Here is a 19,890-nt window from a genome sequence, read left to right as displayed (position 1 = left end):
GGGGAGCGCCGCGGTCGGCGGTACCGGCAGAAGGGGTGGCGGAAGTTGTTTCCTGCCGGCACTTCTGCGTGGTCGACCGGCTGACCGGGCTCGTACGTTTCCGTCGTGGCCGAAAGGCGACACCGCGAGGACGAACGGCCTCCGGATCCGCAATGGGCTTCGATCGAAGCACGTCTGACCGAGGAGAAGAACAATGGCGAACGACCAGATCGACCCGATCTCCGACGACGTCGAGATCACCGCTGTCGTGGAGCTCGACGACGCCGACCTGGACACCGTCGCGGGTGCCGGCGGTATCGACATGGGTGCCGGTCGCCGCCTTCCGCGCGCGTAGGCGGAGCGCCGGTTCGACTGTTGTGCCGGTGTCGCCGCAACAGCCACACCGCGCGATGACGGGCACGCCGGGATCAGCTCCCGGCGTGCCCGTTCGCGCATTCCACCGGGTCCGCGTTCCCGGTCTGCCGAGGAGGAGCCGGTGAAGTTCCGCAAACGCGCGCTCGACTCGCTGGAGTCGCCGGAGCAGCTGGACGAGGTCGCGCGCCTCGCGCCGGTGCCCGCCTGGCTGACCGCGCTCGCGCTGACCGCGGTGGTGGTCGCCGCGGGCGCCTGGTCGGTCTTCGGCACGGTGCCCAGGACCGTCTCCGCGCCCGGTGTGCTCACCCGCGCCGTCGGTGTGTCCACTGTGGACGCCACCCGGGCGGGCCTGGTGACCGCCGTCCTGGCCCGGTCCGGCGAACGGCTGGAGCGGGGCCAGGCGCTCTACGAACTGACCGACGCCGACGGCGGCACGCTCACCGTCGGCTCGCCCTGGACCGCGTACCTGGTCGGCACGCTGGTCTCGCCCGGCCAGTGGGTGGCCACCGGGACCGGTGTCGCGAACCTCGAGCGGCTCGACGGGCCCGACGACCGGGTGCGCGCCGTGGTCTACGTGGCCGCCGAGGCGGCCAGGTCGGTGCGCGCCGGGATGCCGGTCGAGCTGACCGGCGCGCCCGGCCCCGCCGCGGGTGTGGTGCGCGAGGTCGGCGCGTTCCCGGAGACCGCCGAGTCGTTGCGCGCCTTCCTCGGCCGGAACCGCGACGTCACACCGTTCCTGGCCGCCGGTCCGGTCGTGGCGGTCACCGTCGACCCGACCGGTGACCTCGCCCGGGACCGGTGGGCCTCGCAGGGCGTCGTCACGGCCCGCGTCACACTCGCCGAGGAGCACCCGGTCGACTGGCTGCTGACGTGACCGCCGTCGTGGAGCGGGGACGACGACCGGCCCGGCGCCGGGTCCGCACGCCCGCGTTGATCCAGATGGAGGCGACCGAGTGCGGCGCGGCGTCGTTGGGCATCGTGCTGTCCCACTACGGAAGGCATGTGCCGCTGGAGGAACTCCGCCGGGACTGCGGGGTCGGGAGGGACGGTTCGACCGCCTCCGGTGTGGTGCGGGCCGCGCGGTCGCACGGGTTGACGGCCAAGGGCAAGCAGTGCGGGATCGCCCGGCTCGGCGAACTGCGGCTGCCCGCCGTCGTGTACTGGAAGTTCGAGCACTTCCTGGTGCTGGAGGGGATGAACCGGCGCCGGGTGCGGGTGAACGACCCGGCGGTGGGGCACCGGTCGGTCGGGTGGGACGAGTTCGAGCGCTCCTACACGGGTATCGCGATCGACCTGGAACCCGGACCCGCGTTCCGGCGCGGGGGTCGGAGGTTCGGCCTGCTCGCGGCGGTGGCCCGGCGGTGGCGCGGCCTCGGCTCGGTGGTGCCGCTGACGGTGCTGCTCGGCCTGATGGTGGCGGTGGTGGGGGTCGCGTTCCCGGTGCTGTCGCGGGTGTTCGTGGACCGGGTGCTGCTGGGCGGGGACACCGGCGTGGCGGCCGGTCTGGTGGCGGCGTCGGCGATCGCCGCGGTGATCACGTTCGTCGGGGCGCTCACGCAGCGGCTGCTGCTGGTGCGGGCGGAGACGGCCGTCGCGCTGGGCGGGGCCGCCCGGGTGTTCCGGCACCTGCTCGGGTTGCCGCAGGCGTTCTTCGACCAGCGGCAGGCCGCCGACCTCGCCTACCGGGTCGAGACCAACGACGCGGTGGCGGAGGTGTTCACCCGGCGGCTCGCGGCGACCGCCGTCGACCTCGCCCTGGTGCTGGCCCACGGCGTGCTGCTGTGCTGGTACGACGTGCTGCTCGGGGTGTGCGCCACGGCGTGCTCCGGGCTGAACGTGGTGGTGCTGCGGTGGTTGTCGGTGATGCGGACGTCGGCCGTGGCCGGTGCCCAGGCGGAGCGGGGCCGCTGGTACGCGGGCGTCGTCGCGACGATCGCGATGATCGAGACGACGAAGGCGAACGGGCAGGAGGACCTCGCCTTCCGGCAGTTCGCCGCCCGCCAGGCCGCGGTGAGCGGCGGTCGGCAGCGGGCCGGGGTCCCGGCCGCGGTGCTCGGCGTGGTCCCGGCACTGGTGATGGCGGTGAACACGGCCGTGCTGCTGGCCGTCGGCAGCGCGCTGGTCGTGGAGGGCACGCTCACCGTGGGTCTGCTCGTGGCGGCGCAGAGCCTGGTGGTGGCGATGAACCGGCCGATCGCCGACCTGGGCGAGGTCGGCGCCCGGGTGGCGGAGGTCGGCGTCGACGTCCGGCGGCTGGAGGACGTCGAGCGCTACCCGGTGCCCGCGCCCCCGCCGGACCCCGTCACGGCCGTGCCGATGGAGGGGCGACTGGTGGTCGAGTCGATCACGTTCGGCTACAACCCCGCGGCCGCGCCGCTGCTGGCGGACTTCTCGCTGACCCTCGAGCCCGGTGCGCGGGTGGCGCTCGTCGGCGGCTCGGGCAGCGGGAAGTCGACGGTCGGCAGGCTGGTCGCCGGTGTGCACCGGCCGTGGCACGGGCGGGTCACGGTCGACGGGTACGACCTGCGCGGGCTGGACCCGGACCTGTGGGCGGCGACGACGGCGGTGGTCGACCAGGACGGGGCGCTCTTCCAGGGCACCGTGCGCGACAACGTGACGTTGTGGGACCCCACCATCGGCGACGACGAGGTGATCGCCGCGCTGGCCGACGCGCAGATCCTGCCCGAGGTGGGCTTGCGGCCCGGCGGTCTGGACGCCCCGGTGGGCCAGGGCGGCCGGAACTTCTCCGGAGGGCAGCGCCAACGCCTGGTCATCGCCCGCGCGTTGGCTCGCCGGCCCCGGTTGCTGGTGCTCGACGAGGCCACCAGTGCCCTGGACACCGTGACGGAGAAGCTGATCGACGCCGAACTCCGCCGCCGCGGGGCGACCTGCCTGATCATCGCCCACCGGCTGGCCACGGTCCGCGACTGCGACCTGATCGTCGTGCTGGCGCACGGCCGCGAGGTCGAACGCGGCACCCACGACGAACTGCTGGCCCGGGGCGGCGCGTACGCCGATCTCGTGCGGCACCACGACACCCCGGAGGTGACGTCGTGAACCGGGACTTCCTGACCGCGCTCGCCTCGGAGGCGACCACGCGACCGCGCCGGCTCGACGGGTGGCGGCTCGCCTACCTGGTCGAGGGCGGACCGGTGGACGTCTTCGCGGTGCGCGAACTGCCCGACGGCAGGCGGTCGCGCCGGCTGTTCGTGGGCCGCTGCCCGGAGTTCAGCGCCGTGCCGCCGCCCGCGTTGACCGGCGAGTGGCAACTCCTGGCCGTGCCGCTGCCCGGGACGTCCCTGCGGGAACTCGACCGCACGGCGCTGCCGGGGTGGGGCGGTGCGATCGCCGCGCTCGCGCCGGCGGTGGACCTGGCCCTCCAGGCGATGGCGGGTCCGGTCGGGCCCGTGCCCCTCGGTGGCGAACCGCTGCGGCCGGGCGTGCTCGCGGCGGGGCGGACCGCGTGGTGCGCCGGAGGTCCGCGCTGGCTGCGCACCGCCCGCGGCGGGTTCCGGGTCGGCGGCGGCGGCGTGGTGGCCGCCGGTCGGGAAGCCGTGCTGCTGGCGGCCGGGGAGTGGATCCGCGCCGAGGAGGACTGCGTCCTCGACGTGCGCACCACGGAGGACGTGCTGCGCGCGGGCGGGCTCACCGAGGTGGTCGGCCGGCACCTGACCCGGCTGACCTGGGCCGCCGTGGACGAGGCGCGGGCGGCCGACGAGCGGCTCCTGAGCGCGCTCGCCGAACGCCGGCGCGTCCACCGCTCCGCGCTCGCCGCGACCGCCCACCGCGCCCTGGGCGAACTGGGCCTCGGCTCCCGCGCCGGCGCGCCGGCCCGAACCGGCGGCGAGCCCCGCGACGTGCTGCGCGCGGTGATCGGGTGGCGGCGGTGACCGGGGTCGATCCGTCGGAGGGACTGCGGGTGTGCGCGCGGCGGTCCGGGATCGGGCTGCGCCGGACCTGGTTGGACCGGGGCTGGTGGCGGCGGGGCTGGTGGGGGCGGTGATCGGGGTCGATCCGTTGGAGGGACTGCGGGTGTGCGCGTGGCGGTCCGAGGTCGGGCTGTGCCGGACCGGGTTGGACCGGGGCTGGTGGCGGCGGTGATCGGGGTCGACTCGTCGGAGGGACTGCGGGTGCACGCGTGGCGGTCTGGGGTCGGGCTGTGCCGGACCTGGCTGTGCCGGGGCTGGTGGCGGCGGTGACCGGGGTCGACCCGTCGGAGGCGCTGCGGGTGCACGCGCGGCGGTCCGGGATCAGGTTGCGCCGGACCCGGCTCGACCCGGGCTGGCGGCGGCGCGATGTCGGACCGCTGATCGGGTGGCACACCGGGGGAGCGGGCGATCCGGTGCCGGTGCCGCTGGTGTTCGCGCGGGGTCGCTACCACGTGGTCGATCCCCTGACCAGGGCGCGTACGCCGGTCGACCCGTCCGCGTTCGCCGACGGCGCCGCCGTATCGCACCTGCCGCTGCCGGCCCGCGCCCGGCTGCGCGACCTGCTGCGCCGGGGGTTCACCGGCAACGGCCGCGACCTGCGCGGGATGCTGGTGGCCGGCGTGCTCGTCGCGGTCCTGCACCTGGCGACACCGGTGGTCATCGGGCAGGTGCTCGGCGGGCTCGTCCGGGGCGACCCGCGCGGGATGGCCTGGGACGTCGTCCTCTACCTGGCGACCGCGGTGGCGGCGGCGCTGCTGGAGGTCGTGCTGAACCTGCGCGCGCTGCGGTTCGAGGACCGGTTCGAGGCGAACCTCCACCTGGCGCTGTGGGACCGGCTGCTCCGGCTGCCGACCGGGTTCTTCCGCGGTACGACCAGCGGCGCGCTGGCCAACCGGGTCCTCGGCGTCGCCCGGGCGCGGCAGGCCCTGGACGGGGTGCTCGCCAGGGCGCTCCTCGCGGTGTGCACCGCCGGAGCCGGCGTCGTGCTGCTGCTCGTCGTGGAGTCCCGGCTCACCCTGGTCGGGTTCGGCCTGGTCGTCGGCACGGCGCTGGTGAGCGCCGCGCTCGGCGTGGCCGTCGTGCGCCGGCAGCGGGCCGCGCTGCCCGCCGAGCACCACGCCGCCTCGGTCACCGACGAGGTGCTGGCCGGCGTCACGACGATCAAGACCGCCGCCGCCGAACCCCGGGCGTTGCGCCGGTGGGCGGAGGCCGCGGTGGCCGCGCGGGCCGGGGTGCAGGGCGTGCGGCGGCTCCAGGCCGGCTTCGCGGCGCTGGTCACGGCGTTGCCGATCAGCGCCCAGCTGGTGCTGCTGGCGGTGCTGTCGGGTCCGCTGGGCGGGCAGGTGCCCGCCGACCGGTTCTTCACCGCCAACGCCGGGTTGGCGCTGCTGGTGCAGGCGGCGATCACGTTGTGCGCGGCCGGGATCGACGTCGCCGCCGCGCTGCCCCGCCTCGAGGAGGTGACCGACGTGCTCGCCGCGGCGCCGGAGAGCGAGCCGGGGTCGCGGCAGGTCGAACTCGGCGGGGAGATCGAGGTCCGGAACGTGACGTTCCGCTACCCGGGCTCGGGCGCGCCGGTGCTCGACGCCGTGTCGCTGCACGTCCGACCCGGCGAGTTCGTCGCCCTCGTCGGGCCGAGCGGGTCGGGCAAGTCGACCCTGCTGCGGCTGCTGCTGGGGTTCGAACGACCCGAGACGGGTGCGGTGCGCTACGACGGGCAGGACCTGGCGGGGCTCGACGTGGGTGCCGTGCGCCGCCAGTGCGGCGTCGTCCTCCAGGACGGGCGGCTGTTCGGCGGCACCCTGCGCGAGAACATCTGCGGCGCCGACCCGCTGCCGATCGAGGCGGTGTGGGAGGCGGTCCGGCTGGCGGGGCTGGAGGAGGACGTCCGCCTGCTGCCGATGGGGCTCCACACCGTGGTGCCGTTCGGCGGCGGCACGTTGTCGGTCGGCCAGCGCCAGCGGGTGCTGATCGCCCGCGCGCTCGCGACGAAACCCCGGGTGCTGTTCTTCGACGAGGCCACCAGCGCCCTGGACAACCGGACCCAGGAGATCGTGACCGAAGGCACCCGCCGGTCGGCCGCCACCCGCGTGGTCGTCGCGCACCGGCTGTCGACCGTGCGGGACGCGGACCGGATCTTCGTCCTCGACCGGGGCCGGGTCGTGCAGGCCGGCACGTTCGCCGAGCTGTTCGCCGACACCGATGGCCTGTTCCACCGACTGGCGGCGCGCCAGGTGGTGGGCGTGCCCCCGGCCCTGCCGCGCTCGTAGAGCGGCCCTTGCGGGCGGAGTCGCCGGGTGATCGCGGTGCCGGGACTTGTCGACGTTCGCGGTGGTGTTCCCTCGCGGCTATTCCCCTTTTCGGCCGACCGACCGGCCGCGAGTGGTGGCCGGAACGCGGGAGTTCCCGATCTCTTCGATTCGCCGTGCCCGCGGCCGATCGGCTCCGATCCGGATGCCGGGACGGCATTCGGGGTAGCGCGCGGTCGGTATTCCGCCCCGCGCCGCTCCGCGACCGTTGCTCCGGAAGGGTGGGCCTACTGCCCGGCGGATGCGGGCGATCATGGTTCCGCGTCCGCCGGAAACGCAATGTCGACGCTGGTCGGCCGCCGGAAATTCGGGCGCCGCCGGGGGGAATTCCGACTTCGGCAGACCGAATGATCCTACCTCGCGGGTTGACAACGCCTCTTGCCGGGATTTCACTGGGTCCATGCCGATTGCGCCAAGCGCTGTCCGGCAGGGTCCGACGGCGGTCGAACGAGTGGGCCGCTTCGAGGCCCTATGGGGGCGTTGCCCGGGAACGGACCCAGGCAGCGGGAAGAAGGGGGATACGGGTGCGCAAGCGCTCGTCGTGGCCGTGCTCTTCAGACCGGGTCCTGATTGTCGCGATCTGCTCCGCCGCCGGGTCGGGTACGGCGCGCGCGATCGCCGAGTCGTCATTCGAGTTTCCGGGTAAACCGCGGGAAAGCGCTGCACGGACCTGTTGATCGAATAGCGGTAATCCGTTCCGCCGGCAGCTCGGGCATTCTCCGTCGGCGGAAGTGCGAAGGCGTGCGCGGGTCCGGCCGGTACACCTCCGGGTGCGACGTAAAACGATCCGAGTGGCGCGGCGGGCGGCCGCCGGCACGATGGGCGGAATAGGGGAGATCGGGTGTCGAACCCGTTCGAGGACGAGAACGGACGCGGTCCGGTACCGGTGGACGAGAACCGGCACCCGCTCGCGGAGAACCGGACCGACATCAGGCCGGCGAGCCCGCTCGCCGCCAGGACCGAGTGACGAGAAAGGCGAGGGCATGACCACCACTGACAACCTGTCTGGAATCCCGGCACCGGCGTGGGTGGTCACCCCCGGCGCCCCGGCGACCGCCGACGTTCCCCGATTCGCGAGCCTGGACGAGGCGCTCGGCTGGCTGGAACGCGTTCGGCCCGCCTTGCGGGCCGGGTTGCGGGAGCACGGCGCGATCTACCTGCGCGGCCTGCCGATCGAGGACGTCGACGGCTTCGGGCGGGTGCGCGACACCCTGATGCCGGAACGCACCCCGTACCGGGAGAAGGCCACCCCGCGCAGCGATTTCGGCAACGGCGTGTTCTCGTCCACCGACCTGCCGGCGTCGCAGGAAATCCGGATGCACAACGAGAACAGCTACACCCTGACCTTTCCCGGCCTGCTGATGTTCGGCTGCCTGGTCGCGCCGGAGTCGGGCGGCGCCACGCCCGTCGCGGACTGCCGCGAGGTGCTGCGAACCCTGCCCCCGCGCCTCGTCGCGAAGATGCGGGCGGTGGGGTGGCTGCTCAAACGCAGCTACTCCGAGCACATCTCCACGAGCTGGCAGACCGCGTTCGCCGCCGAGACGCCGGAGACCGTCGAGCGGTACTGCGCGGAGAACCTCATCGCCCACGAGTGGCAGGACGACGGTCACCTCCGGACCAGCCAGCTGCGACCGGGGGTCATCACGCACCCGGTCACCGGCGAGGAGGTCTGGTTCAACCACCTCGCGTTCTGGAACGAATGGGCGCTGGACGAGGAGATCAGGGACACCCTGGTGGACGAGTTCGGCCAGGACGACCTCCCGTTCAACACCTCCTTCGGGGACGGCGAGGCCGTGACGAAGGACGAGCTGGAGACGATCCAGGCCGCCTACGCCGCGGCGACGGTGCGCCGGTCCTGGCAGCCGGGCGACCTGATGCTGGTGGACAACATCCTGAACACGCACGGCCGGGACTCGTTCCGCGGCGACCGCAGGATCGTCGTCGCCATGGGCGAACCGGTGGACGTGCTCGACTGCCACCCGACGGTGCGGCCCGCGGCCGAGCACGGGACGAAGGAGGCGGTCTGATGGCACCGTCCGGGCCCGACGCGAACGACCTCCTCGCGCGCTTCGACGAGGCGGTGTGCCGCGATCCCGGCCGGCTCGCGGTGCGCGACACGGCCGGCGCGCTGACCTTCGCCGAGGTGGACCGGGACTCGGCCCGGCTGGCCGCGGTGCTGGGCGACGAGGGCGTCCGGCGCGGTGACCCGGTCGGCGTGTGCCTCGGACGCGATGCCCGGCTCGTGGTCGTGCTCCTCGCGGTGTGGCGGGCAGGCGCCGCGTACGTGCCGCTGGACCCCGGTCACCCCGCGGACCGACTCGGGTTCACCGCCTCGGACGCCGGCATCCGGGCCCTCGTCGCCGACGACGTCCCGGACTGGTGCCCGGCCGGCGTCGCCATCGTCGCGCCGAGCGCGGTCCGGGAGGCAGCCGGACCGGGGCGGTACCCGGAGCCGCTGCCCCACCAGCCCGCGTACGTCATCTACACCTCGGGGACGACCGGCAGGCCCAAGGGCGTGCAGGCGACCCGCGACGGGGTGGCTTCCCTCGTCGCGGCCCTGGAGCGGCAAGGGGTGTACGCGGCCGAGCCGCGGGTGGTGGCGTGGAACGCCGGCGTCTCCTTCGACGCGTCGGTGCAGCAGTGGGCCCGGGTGTGCCGCGGCGACACGGTGGTGATCCTGGACGAGGACCACCGCCGCGACCCGGCCTCGTTCGCGGCCTGGCTGGACGAGTGCGCGGCCACCGACGTCGACCTGACGCCGTCGCACTGGGAAGCGCTGCGCGAGCACCTGACGGCCCGCAGGCCCGACGGCCGGGTGTTGCGGCTGTTCATCGGCGGCGAACCCATCGCCGAGCACGCGTGGCGGGAGATCACGGCGGCCGTGGCCGACGGCCGGGTCGAAGCCCTGAACCTCTACGGGCCGACGGAGTGCACCGTGGACACCACGGTCGCCTGGATCGACGGACCCCGCCCGACCATCGGCGAGGCGTTGCCGGAGAACCGGTTGCACGTGCTGGACGACGGGCTGAAGCCGGTCGCGGACGGGGACGTGGGTGAGCTTTACGTCGCCGGTCCCCGGCTGGCGAACGGCTACCACGGCCGGCCGGGCCTCACCGCGCGGGCGTTCGTGGCCGATCCGTTCGGCCCGGCCGGCACCAGGATGTACCGCACCGGTGACCTGGTCCGCCGCGCGGCGGACGGGTCGTTCGAGTTCGCCGGCCGCGTCGACCGGCAGGTGAAGGTGCGCGGGTACCGGGTCGAGCCGGCGGAGGTCGAGGCCGCGATCCGAACCCACCCGGCGGTCTCCACCGCGGTCGTCGTGGTCCGGGACGACGCCCACGCGGGTCGGCGGCTGGCCGCGTACTACGTCGTCGCCGGTGCCGACGGGCCGACCGCCGCGGAACTGCGGCGGCACGCCGAGGCGGCGTTGCCCGCCTACATGGTGCCCGGCGCGTTCACGAGGATCGACGGGCTTCCCCTGACCCCCAACGGCAAGCTCGACGTCGAGGCCCTGCCGGCGCCTCACGACCAGGGTGCGGACGACGACACCGGCCGCCCGCCGGCCGGCCCGTTCGAGGAGCTGATCGCCGGCGTGTGGTCCGAGGTGCTCGGGCGGGACCGGGTCGGCGCCGACGACGACTTCTTCGCGCTGGGCGGGCATTCGCTCATCGCGCTCCGCGTGGTCGCGCGGTTGAAGAAGCACCTCGGGCTCGCCATGTCGACCAAGGAGGTCTACCGGCACCCGCGGCTGTCGGACCTGGCCCGGCACGTGGAGTCGCTCCAGTCCGCCGCGACCTCCGGCTGAACCGGCCGCGGCCGGCCGAGAAGAACCGACGAGCGATCGGGGGCAAGAAGGTGGCTGGAATCCAGGACACGCACGTGGTGCGGCCGAAGCGGAACCCGGGCGCGAGGAGGACGTTGATCTGCCTCGGTTTCTGCGGCGGGGGCGCGGGCCCGTACCTGCCGTGGTCGGACCTCGTGCCCGCGGACGTCGAGCTCGCCGCCGTCTGCTACCCGGGTCGCGACGGGCGGTTCGCCGACGAGTTCGCGCGGGACTGGGACGAACTGGCGGAGGACGCGACCGCCGCGGTGCTCTCGGCGACGCAGCGGCCGTACGTCCTTTTCGGACACAGCATGGGCGGCTGGATGGCGTTCGACGTGGCGGCCAGGATCGAGCGCCGGGGCGGACCGCCGCCCGAAGCCCTGGTCGTGTCCTCGGCCAACGCGCCGAGCCGCGGGCTCACGCCGCGGGACATGTTCCCGGCCGCCCAGGACACCGACGAGCAGCTGTTGCACTGGATGCGGACGCACGGGCTGATGCCGGAGCACGTGCTCGCCGACCCCGACCTCCAGGAGATGGCGGTGGAGCTGATGCGCGCCGACATCACGGTGCGCGACACCTTCTTCTACACCGGGGGAACGAAGGTCTCCGTGCCCCTCCAGGTGCTCACCGGCGACCGCGACGAGGTCATCGTGGCGGACACGGCGGCCCAGTGGCGTGACCTGGCGCTCGGGGACTACCGGCACGACGAGCTGCCCGGCGGCCACTTCTACACCCCCGAGATCTGGCGTTCCCTTCCTCGCCACCTGGCCGCTCTGGACGCCGGAACCCCCGCGGGGAGGGCCTGATGGGCACCGAGCCGCCCGACGTGCCGACCGGCGCCGAGCTGTTCCCGTTGTCCTTCGCGCAGCGACGCCTGTGGTTCGCCGACCAGATCGAGGAATCCCGGCACGCCTACCACGCGCCGCTGGCCCTGCGGCTGCTCGGCGGAGTCGACGTCGACGCGCTGCGGTCGGCCGTGACCGACGTGGTCGCGCGGCACGAGGCGTTGCGGACGCTCTTCCCGGCGGTGGACGGCGAGCCGTGGCAGTCGGTGGTGGCCGCGGGGGAGTGCCGCGTCCCGTTCTCCGTCGTGCGCTGCGCCGCGGACGCCTACCCGCGGTTGCGCGACGCCGAGGCGGCGAGGGCGTTCGACCTCGAGACCGAGCTGCCGATCCGGGTGACGCTCTACGAGCTCGGCGCGGGCGACCGGGTGCTCCTGTGCGCGCTGCACCACATCGCGAGCGACGGCTGGTCCGTCGGTCCCTTCGTGCGGGACCTGCGCTCGGCCTACGGGGCGCGGTGCGCCGGCCGGGCGCCGGTGTGGGAGCCGTTGCCGGTGCAGTACGCCGACTACGCGGTGTGGCAGCAGGAGATGCTGGGCGCGGAGACCGACGCGGACAGCGTGCTCAGCGCCCAGCTGGGGTTCTGGCGGGAGGCGCTCGCCGGCGTGCCGGCGCAGCTGCCGCTGCCCGCGGACCGGAGGCGGAGCGATTTCCCCACCTTCCGCGGCGAGACCGTGCGCACGGGCGTCGGCGCGGCCCTCCACCGGGACGTGGTCGCCCTGGCCCGACGCGGCGGCGTGACCGTGTTCATGGTGCTGCACGCCGCGTTCGCCGCGCTCCTGAACCGGCTGGGGTCGGGGGACGACGTCCCGATCGGGACGCCGGTGGCGGGCCGGACGGACGAGGCGCTCGACGACCTGGTCGGGTTCTTCGTGAACACCCTGGTGCTGCGGACCGACGTCGCGGGCGATCCGACGTTCGCCGAACTGCTGGCGCGGGTGCGCGAGGCCGACCTGGCGGCGTTCTCGCACCAGGACGTGCCGTTCGAGCGGGTGGTGGAGGAGCTCAACCCCGCGCGGTCACCCGGCCGCAACCCCCTGTTCCAGGTCATGCTCGCCCTCGATCCCGGCACCGGCGGCCTCGAACCCTTCGGTGAGGTGGTGGTCGACGCCGAGGAGGTCGACCTCGGCACCGCCAAGTTCGACCTCTCGGTGGGTTTCTTCGAGGCGCGCGACGAGTCCGGTGCGCCGGCGGGGCTCGTCGGCGACTGGCAGTTCGCGGTGGACGTCTTCGACCGGCGGACGGTCGAACTGCTCGCCGAGCGCTTCGCCCGGCTGCTGGCCGACGCGGTGGCCCGGCCGGACTCGCGGGTCGGCGCGCTCGCCGTGCTGGACGAGGACGAGCGGGCGAAGGTTGCCGCCGGCGAGCCGGTCAGGGGCGTCGTCCGGGCCGCGGAACCCGTCGGCCCGGCGGAGGAGCCGGAGCCCGGTCCCGCGCGGAGGCCGCGCTCACCGCGCGAGGAGATCCTCTGCGGCCTGTTCGCGGACGTGCTGGCGCGGTCCGCGGTCGGTGTCGACGACAACTTCTTCGCACTCGGCGGGCACTCCCTGCTGGCGACCCGGCTGATCAGCAGGATCAAGACCGCGTTCGACGCGGAGCTGAGCGTCCGGGCGGTGTTCCAGGCGCCGACGCCCGCGGGTTTGGCGCTTCGGCTGGCCCGGGCCCGGAGCGCGCGACCGCGTCCGGTGCCGGTGCCGCGCCCGGCCGTGGTGCCGCTGTCCCACGCGCAGCAACGGTTGTGGTTCCTGGAGGAGGTCGAGCGCAGCGCGGCGTACAACGCGCCGCTCGCGTTGCGGCTCCGGGGCGCGGTGGACGTGCCCGCGCTGCGGGCGGCCTTCTCGGACGTGGTGGCCCGGCACGAGGCGTTGCGCACGGTGTTCCCGAGCGTGCGCGGACGGGCCGAGCAGCGGATCCTGCCGGCGCGCGAGGTCGAGGTGCCCTTCCACGTCGTGGACTGCGCGCCGGAGGACTACCCGGCCCTGCGGGACCGGGAGGTGACAGGCCTGTTCGACCTGGCCGCGCGGCCGCCCCTCCGGGTCGTGCTGTACCGGTTCGCGGCCGACCGGCACGCGCTGGTGGTGGTGCTGCACCACATCGCGAGCGACGGCTGGTCCGTCGGTCCCTTCGTGCGGGACCTGGCGACCGCCTACGCGGCCCGGCTCGGCGGTGCGGAGCCGGCGTGGCGACCGCTGCCCGTCCAGTACGCCGACTACGCCCTGTGGCAACGGGATCTGCTCGGCGACGAGTCCGATGTGGACAGTGAGCTGTCCCGTCAGCTGGACTTCTGGCGGACCACCCTGGCCGGTGCGCCCGAGGAGCTCGCGCTGCCGACCGACCGGCGCCGGCCGGTGGTACCGAGCCACCGCGGCGGGATGGTGGAGCTGGAGCTGGGCGTGGAGCTCCACGCGGCGCTGGTCGCCGTCGCGAGAGCGCACGAAGCGACGTTGTTCATGGTGCTTCAGGCGGCCCTGGCCGTGCTCCTGCACAAGCTGGGTTCCGGCACCGACGTGCCGATCGGGACACCGGTGGCCGGCCGTGCGGACGAGGCGCTCGACGACCTGGTCGGGTTCTTCGTGAACACCCTGGTGCTGCGGACGGACGTGGCGGGCGATCCGGGTTTCGGCGTGCTGCTGGAGCGCGTCCGGGAGGCCGACCTGGCGGCGTTCTCGCACCAGGACGTGCCGTTCGAGCGGGTGGTGGAGGAGCTCAACCCGGTGCGGTCGCTGGCCCGGCACCCGCTGTTCCAGGTCATGCTCGCCGTGCAGGACGCCGACGGGCCCGGCGTCGTCCTGTCCGGTGTGGACGTCGAGCCGGAGGCGGTGGACCTCGGCGTCGCCAAGTTCGACCTCTCGGTGACCTTCGCCGAACGCCGGGACGGGTCCGGGCGACCCGCGGGACTCGTCGTGGGCTGGCAGTTCGCGGCGGACCTGTTCGACCGGGAGACCGCGGAGCTGCTGGCCGCGCGGTTCGCCAAGGTCGCGTCCGCGCTCGCGGCCGATCCCGCGGCGCCGATCAGCCGGGCCGCCGCGCTGGAACCCCGGGAGGAAGCCCGGATCGCGGCCGGTGAGCGCGTGCGGGGTCTGGTGGCGGCACCGGTGCCGGCCGAGCCGGTGGCCGAGCGGGCGACGCCGTCGCGCCGGGTGCCCGCGTCCCACCGGGAGGAGATCCTGTGCGGGCTGTTCGCGGAGATCCTCGACCACCCGACCGTGGACGTCGACGACAACTTCTTCGCGCTGGGCGGGCATTCCCTGCTCGCGGTGCGGCTGATCTCCCGCGTGCAGGCGGTGTTCGACGCGGCGCTGTCCGTGCGGGCGGTGTTCCAGTCGCCGACGGTCGCCGAGCTGGCGCGGCACCTGGACGGCGCGGGTCACGCCCGGCCCCCGGTGCGCGCCGTGGCGGACCGGCCGGATCCGTTGCCCCTGTCGTTCGCGCAGCGCCGGCTCTGGTTCGCCGACCGGTTCGACGACGCCGGCGCCCTCTACAACGTCTCCTTCGCGCTCGGGCTGCGGGGCCCGCTGGACGGCGCGGCGCTGCGGTCGGCCCTGGCGGACGTGGTGGCGCGGCACGAGGCGCTGCGGACGCTGTTCCCCGTCGACGGCGACGGCGAACCCGTCCAGCGGATCCTGGCCGCGGGCCAGGCCGCCGCGGTCCTGCGGATCACCGAGGCCGACCTCACCGAGGACGCGTCGGCCGCGACGCTGTCCGACCTCGTCGGGCGGACCTTCGACCTCGCCGCGGAACTCCCGGTGCGCGCACACCTGTTCGCCGTCGGACCGGACGACCACGTCCTGCTGCTGGTGCTGCACCACATCGCCAGCGACGGGTGGTCGACGGGTCCCCTGACCCGCGATCTCGCCACGGCCTACGAAGCGCGTCGTGCCGGCCGGGCGCCGGACTGGGCGCCGCTCCCGGTGCAGTACGCGGACTACTCGTTGTGGCACAGCGCGCTCCTGGGCTCGGAGTCCGACCCGGACAGCCTGGTCGCGCGGCAGGGCGAGTTCTGGCGCCGGACGCTCGCCGGCGCGCCCGCGGAACTGGCGCTGCCCACGGCCCGGCCGCGGCCCCCGGTGCTCGGCACCGGTGGCGGCACCGTCGACTTCACCGTCGATCCCGCACTGCACGCGGCCCTGTCCGGACTGGCGAAGGAGCACGGGGTCACCCTGTTCATGGTGCTCCAGGCCGGCCTGGCCGTGCTGCTGACCAAGCTCGGCGCCGGTACCGACCTGCCCATCGGCACGGTGGTGGCGGGCCGGACCGACCAGGCGCTCGACCACCTCGTCGGGTTCTTCGTCAACACGGTCGTGCTGCGCACCGACACCTCGGGCGACCCGACGTTCGCCGAGTTGCTGGCGAGGGTCCGCGAGGTGGACCTGTCCGCCTTCGCCCACCAGGACCTGCCGTTCGAGCGCGTGGTGGAGGAGGTCAACCCCGCGCGGTCGGCCGCGCGGCACCCGCTGTTCCAGGTGATGCTCATGCTCCAGAACACCGCCGAGGGCGCGTTCGCGTTCGACGGCCTGGACACGCGGCCACTGCCGCTCGGCGACGACGTCGCGAAGTTCGACCTGTCGTTCGCGCTGCGCGAACTGCGGACCGCGGCGGGCGCGCCGAACGGCCTGGAGGGCGCCGTCAACTACGCGAGCGACCTCTTCGACCTCGCGGACGCGCGGCGGCTGGCCGAGCGCCTGGTCCGGGTGCTGCGGTCGGTGACGGCGGCACCGGACCGGCCCGTCGGCCGGACCGACGTGCTCGACCCCGCCGAGCGGGAGCGGATCCTCGTCGGCTGGAACGACACGGCGGTGCCCGTACCCGAGGCGACCCTGCCTCAGGTGTTCGAGGACCGGGCGCGGCGCGCGCCGGACGCCGTCGCGCTGGTGTCCGGCGACGAAGCCCTGACCTACGCCGGGCTCAACGACCGCGCCAACCGGCTCGCCAGGCACCTGGTCGCGGCGGGCGCGCGCCCCGGGACGATCGTGGCGCTGGCACTGCCCCGGTCCGCGGAGCTGGTCGTGGCGATGTTCGCGGTGCTCAAGGCCGGGGCCGCCTACCTCCCGGTCGACACCGGCTACCCGGCCGACCGGATCGCGTTCGTGCTCGCCGACGCCGACCCGGCGGTCCTGGTGACCACCACCGGAACGCCGATCGGCGAACCGGGCCGCGGTCGGCCGGTGCTGCTGGACGACCGGGACACGATCGCCGCCGTCGCCGCGCTGCCGGGCTCGGACCTGGCGGACGCCGACCGCGGCGGTCCGCTCTCACCCGTCGACCCCGCCTACGTCATCTACACCTCGGGCTCCACCGGCCGCCCCAAGGGCGTCGTGATCGAGCACCGCGGCGTGGTGGGTTTCGCCGCGTGGACCGGCGCGGCGTTCGGCCCGGAACCGGCCCACGTGCTGGCGTCCACGTCGGTGAGCTTCGACGTCTCCGTGTTCGAGATCTTCGGCACGCTCCTGAACGGCGGCCGGATCGAGGTGGTCCGCGACGCCCTCGTGCTGGCGGACCGCAGGTGGGACGGGGGTGTGATCAGCACGGTCCCGTCGGTGCTCGCCAGCCTGCTCGACCACGGCGAACTGGCCACCGGGGCCGACACGATCGCGTTGTGCGGGGAGGTGTTGTCCGCGCGGCTGCTGGCGGACGTCCACCGGGCGCTGCCCGGTGTGGCGGTGGCCAACCTGTACGGCCCGACCGAGGTCACCGTCCTGGCGACCGCGTGGTTCTCCGACGGGACCGACCACCCGGCGCCGCCGATCGGCAGGCCGATCCACAACACCCGGCTCTACGTGCTGGACCGGGACCTGTGCCCGGTGCCGCCGGGGGTGGTCGGCGAACTGTACGTCGCGGGCGGGGGACTGGCCCGGGGTTACCTGAACCGGTCGGCCTTGACCGCGGAGCGGTTCGTGGCGAATCCCTTCGGTGGTCCCGGAGCTCGGATGTACCGCACCGGCGACCTCGCCAGGTGGGCACCGGACGGGCAGTTGGCGTACTGCGGACGGGCCGATCACCAGGTGAAGGTTCGGGGCCTGCGCATCGAGCCGGGCGAGGTCGAGACCGTGCTCGGGGACCACGAGGGCGTCGCGCAGGTCGCGGTGGCGGTCCGCGCGGACCCGTCGGGCGACCCGCTGATCGTCGCCTACCTCGTGCCGCGGCCGGGCGTTCGGCCGGACGTCGGGCGGTTGCGCGCGCGGGCGGCCCGCGTGCTCCCGGAGTACATGGTCCCGTCGGTGTTCGTGGAACTGGACGCGCTGCCCCGGACCGCGAGCGGCAAGCTCGACCGCCGGGCGCTGCCCGCTCCGGACTTCCGGCCGACCTCGGCGGGCGGTGGACAGCGCACACCGCGGGAGGAGCTCCTGTGCGGGCTCTTCGCGAAGACCCTCGGGCTGCCGGACGTCGGTGTCGCGGAGAACTTCTTCGAGTTGGGCGGGCACTCGCTGCTGGCCGCCCGGCTGGTCCGGCTGGTCAACCGGGAGCTGGACGTCGAGCTGAACGCCCGCGCGCTGTTCCGCGCGCCCACGGTCGCCGCCCTGGCGGGGCAGTTGGACAACGTCACCGGCGACGACTCGTTGGCCGTCCTGCTGCCCCTCCGGACCGGTGGTTCCCGCCCGCCGCTGTTCTGCCTGCACCCGGGGATGGGGCTGAGCTGGGTCTACGCCGGGCTGCTCCGGCACCTGGACGACGACCGCCCGCTCTACGGCCTGCAAGCCCGCGCGTTCAGCGAACCGGACGCCCTGCCCGCCGACCTCACGGAGATGGCGAAGGACTACCTCGAGCAGATCCGCACCGTGCAGCCGACCGGGCCCTACCACCTGCTCGGCTGGTCGTTCGGCGCGGTGCTCGCGCACGCCGTCGCCACCCGCCTGGAGGCCGACGGCGAGACGGTGGCGGTGCTGGCCCTGATGGACGGGTACCCCACCACCGCCGACCCCGGTCACGAGCCGCTGACCGTGGACGACCCGGCCGTGCTGGGCGAACTCCTGCGGTCCCTGGACTACGACCTCACCGGCCTGGACGGCGACCGGCTGGGCTACGAGGACTTCCTCCACCTGGCCGACACCACAGACGGTCCGCTCGCCCTCCTCGGTCGGGAGGCGATCGGCTCGATGGCCTCGGTGTTCGTCGCCAACGCCAACCTGCTGAGCACGGCCACCTCGGGGGTGTTCACGGGAGACCTGCTGTTCTTCGCCGCCACCGCCGACCGCCGGCCGGACTCACCGCGTCCCGAGGACTGGCGGCCCCACGTGACGGGGCGGATCGACGTCGTGGACGTGGCCTGCCGGCACGGCGCCATGACCCAGCCGGAACCGTTGGGCGTCATCGCCGAGGTGCTGCGGGCCCGGTTGTCGGCACCGGGTGCGCACGAGGGGCGGGAAGGTGGCTGAGGTCGTCCGCCCCGCCGTCGGGAGGCGGCGGGGCGGGTTGCTCCGGCACCGCGACTTCCGGTTGCTCTGGACCGCGGAGACGGTCGGCAAGCTCGGCACCAACATGGGCGCGTTCACCCTGCCCCTCGTGGCCGCCGTGGTGCTGAACGCGAGCGCACCCGTCATGGGCCTGCTGACCGCCGCCGTCTGGCTGCCCTGGCTGGTGATCGGGTTGCCCGCGGGCGCCTGGGTCGACCGGCTCCCGCGCCGGTCGGTGATGATCACGTGCAACGCGGCCTCGATCGTGCTGGTCGCGAGCGTGCCGCTCGGCGCGTGGCTCGGTGTCCTCACCCTCGGCCAGGTGCTGGCCGTCGCTCTGCTGACCGGTGTCGCCTCGGTGTTCTTCTCCGTGGCCTACGGCGCGTTCGTCCCGTCGCTGGTGGCCAGGGACGAGTTGTTGGAGGCGAACACCAAGCTGAAGGGCAGCGAGTCGGCGATGCAGGTGGCGGGCCCCGGTGTCGCCGGGCTGCTGGCGCAGCTGTTCGGGACCGTCTCGGGGCTGGTGGGCCAAGCCGTCGCCTTCGTCGTGTCGATCGGGTGCCTGCGGGCCATCGGTGCCGAGGAGCGCAGGGTGCCGACGCGGCGCGCCTCACTGCGCCACGACGTGCTCGCCGGCCTGCGGTTCGTGACCGGGGAACCGCTGCTGCGGACCCTGATGATCTTCGGCGCGGTGTCGAACGTCGCGCTCTCCGGGTGCCAGGCCGTGCAGCTGGTCTTCCTGGTCCACGACGTCGGCCTGGACGAGGGCACGATCGGCGTCCTGTACGCGGTCGCGAGCCTGGGCGGGGTGGCCGGAGCCCTGGTCGCGGGCCGGGTGGCCCGCCGGTTCGGCACCGCGCGCGGCGCGCTGCTCTGCCAGGTGTGCGCGGCGCCGTTCTCGCTGCTGACCCCGTTGACCGCGACCGGACCCCGGCTGGTCCTGTTCGCGATCGGCGGTCTGGCCGTCGGCACCGGGGTGGTGGCCGCGAACATCATCTGCAACGCCTTCCGGCAGTCCTTCTGCCCGCCCGAGCTGCTCGGCCGGGTCGGCGCCACCGCGTCCACGATCAACTTCGGCGCGATCCCCGTCGGCGCCCTCCTCGGCGGCGGTCTCGGCGGGCTCATCGGCCCCCGGGCGACCATCTGGGCGATGTCGGCGCTCGTGGTGACCGCCTGCCTGGTCCTCGTGCTCAGCCCGTTGCGGACGCTGCGCGACTTCCCGACCGGGGCGGCCTAGGTGCC

General features: G+C 74.3%; 11 protein-coding genes. All 11 read left to right on the top strand.

Translation table 11 applies throughout. The features are described 5' to 3' along the window. Nucleotides 1-193: 193 nt before the first annotated feature. The 11 genes from AB0G50_RS25945 (at nucleotide 194) to AB0G50_RS25895 (ending at nucleotide 19,885) form a co-directional block, all read left to right on the top strand. Nucleotides 194-334 (top strand): hypothetical protein, encoded by a 141-nt coding sequence (locus AB0G50_RS25945; protein ID WP_360113118.1) that lies wholly within the window; start codon nucleotides 194-196, stop codon nucleotides 332-334. Nucleotides 335-475: 141 nt separating this feature from the next. After that, nucleotides 476-1,228 (top strand): HlyD family efflux transporter periplasmic adaptor subunit, encoded by a 753-nt coding sequence (locus AB0G50_RS25940; protein ID WP_360113116.1) that lies wholly within the window; start codon nucleotides 476-478, stop codon nucleotides 1,226-1,228. Beyond that, nucleotides 1,225-3,411, top strand: coding sequence for a cysteine peptidase family C39 domain-containing protein (locus AB0G50_RS25935; RefSeq protein WP_360113114.1), 2,187 nt, complete (start codon nucleotides 1,225-1,227; stop codon nucleotides 3,409-3,411). Before AB0G50_RS25940 ends, AB0G50_RS25935 begins: the two co-directional genes overlap by 4 nt. Beyond that, entirely contained in the window at nucleotides 3,408-4,244 is an 837-nt protein-coding gene (locus AB0G50_RS25930; protein WP_360113112.1) for a hypothetical protein, read from the top strand. Before AB0G50_RS25935 ends, AB0G50_RS25930 begins: the two co-directional genes overlap by 4 nt. Before the next feature lie 269 nt (nucleotides 4,245-4,513). Then, nucleotides 4,514-6,553 carry an ATP-binding cassette domain-containing protein gene (locus AB0G50_RS25925; protein WP_360113110.1) on the top strand — a complete coding sequence of 680 codons (2,040 nt, stop codon included), beginning with the start codon at nucleotides 4,514-4,516 and terminating at the stop codon, nucleotides 6,551-6,553. An 880-nt stretch (nucleotides 6,554-7,433) separates the two neighbouring features. After that, nucleotides 7,434-7,559 (top strand): hypothetical protein, encoded by a 126-nt coding sequence (locus tag AB0G50_RS25920; protein WP_360113108.1) that lies wholly within the window; start codon nucleotides 7,434-7,436, stop codon nucleotides 7,557-7,559. A 16-nt stretch (nucleotides 7,560-7,575) separates the two neighbouring features. Then, nucleotides 7,576-8,619 (top strand): TauD/TfdA family dioxygenase, encoded by a 1,044-nt coding sequence (locus AB0G50_RS25915; protein WP_360113106.1) that lies wholly within the window; start codon nucleotides 7,576-7,578, stop codon nucleotides 8,617-8,619. After that, nucleotides 8,619-10,397: a non-ribosomal peptide synthetase gene (locus tag AB0G50_RS25910; RefSeq protein WP_360113104.1), complete on the top strand. Its 1,779-nt coding sequence runs from the start codon at nucleotides 8,619-8,621 to the stop codon at nucleotides 10,395-10,397. The genes AB0G50_RS25915 and AB0G50_RS25910 overlap by 1 nt, the downstream gene beginning before the upstream one ends. A 50-nt stretch (nucleotides 10,398-10,447) precedes the next feature. Continuing rightward, entirely contained in the window at nucleotides 10,448-11,221 is a 774-nt protein-coding gene (locus tag AB0G50_RS25905; protein WP_360113102.1) for an alpha/beta fold hydrolase, read from the top strand. Further along, the gene (locus AB0G50_RS25900; RefSeq protein WP_360113101.1) at nucleotides 11,221-18,630 is read left to right on the top strand and encodes an amino acid adenylation domain-containing protein; all 7,410 of its coding nucleotides are present in this window, start codon (nucleotides 11,221-11,223) and stop codon (nucleotides 18,628-18,630) included. Before AB0G50_RS25905 ends, AB0G50_RS25900 begins: the two co-directional genes overlap by 1 nt. Beyond that, a complete protein-coding gene (locus tag AB0G50_RS25895; protein ID WP_360113099.1) occupies nucleotides 18,623-19,885 on the top strand; it encodes an MFS transporter in 1,263 nt (420 codons plus the stop codon). Before AB0G50_RS25900 ends, AB0G50_RS25895 begins: the two co-directional genes overlap by 8 nt. The last annotated feature ends 5 nt before the right edge of the window (nucleotides 19,886-19,890 follow it).

Source organism: Actinosynnema sp. NPDC020468, assembly GCF_040642015.1.
In the GTDB taxonomy this organism is placed as follows: Bacteria; Actinomycetota; Actinomycetes; order Mycobacteriales; family Pseudonocardiaceae; genus Actinosynnema.
The sequence above is the reverse complement of the archived record's forward strand: the minus strand, read 5'-3'. Positions and strand labels throughout refer to the sequence as shown.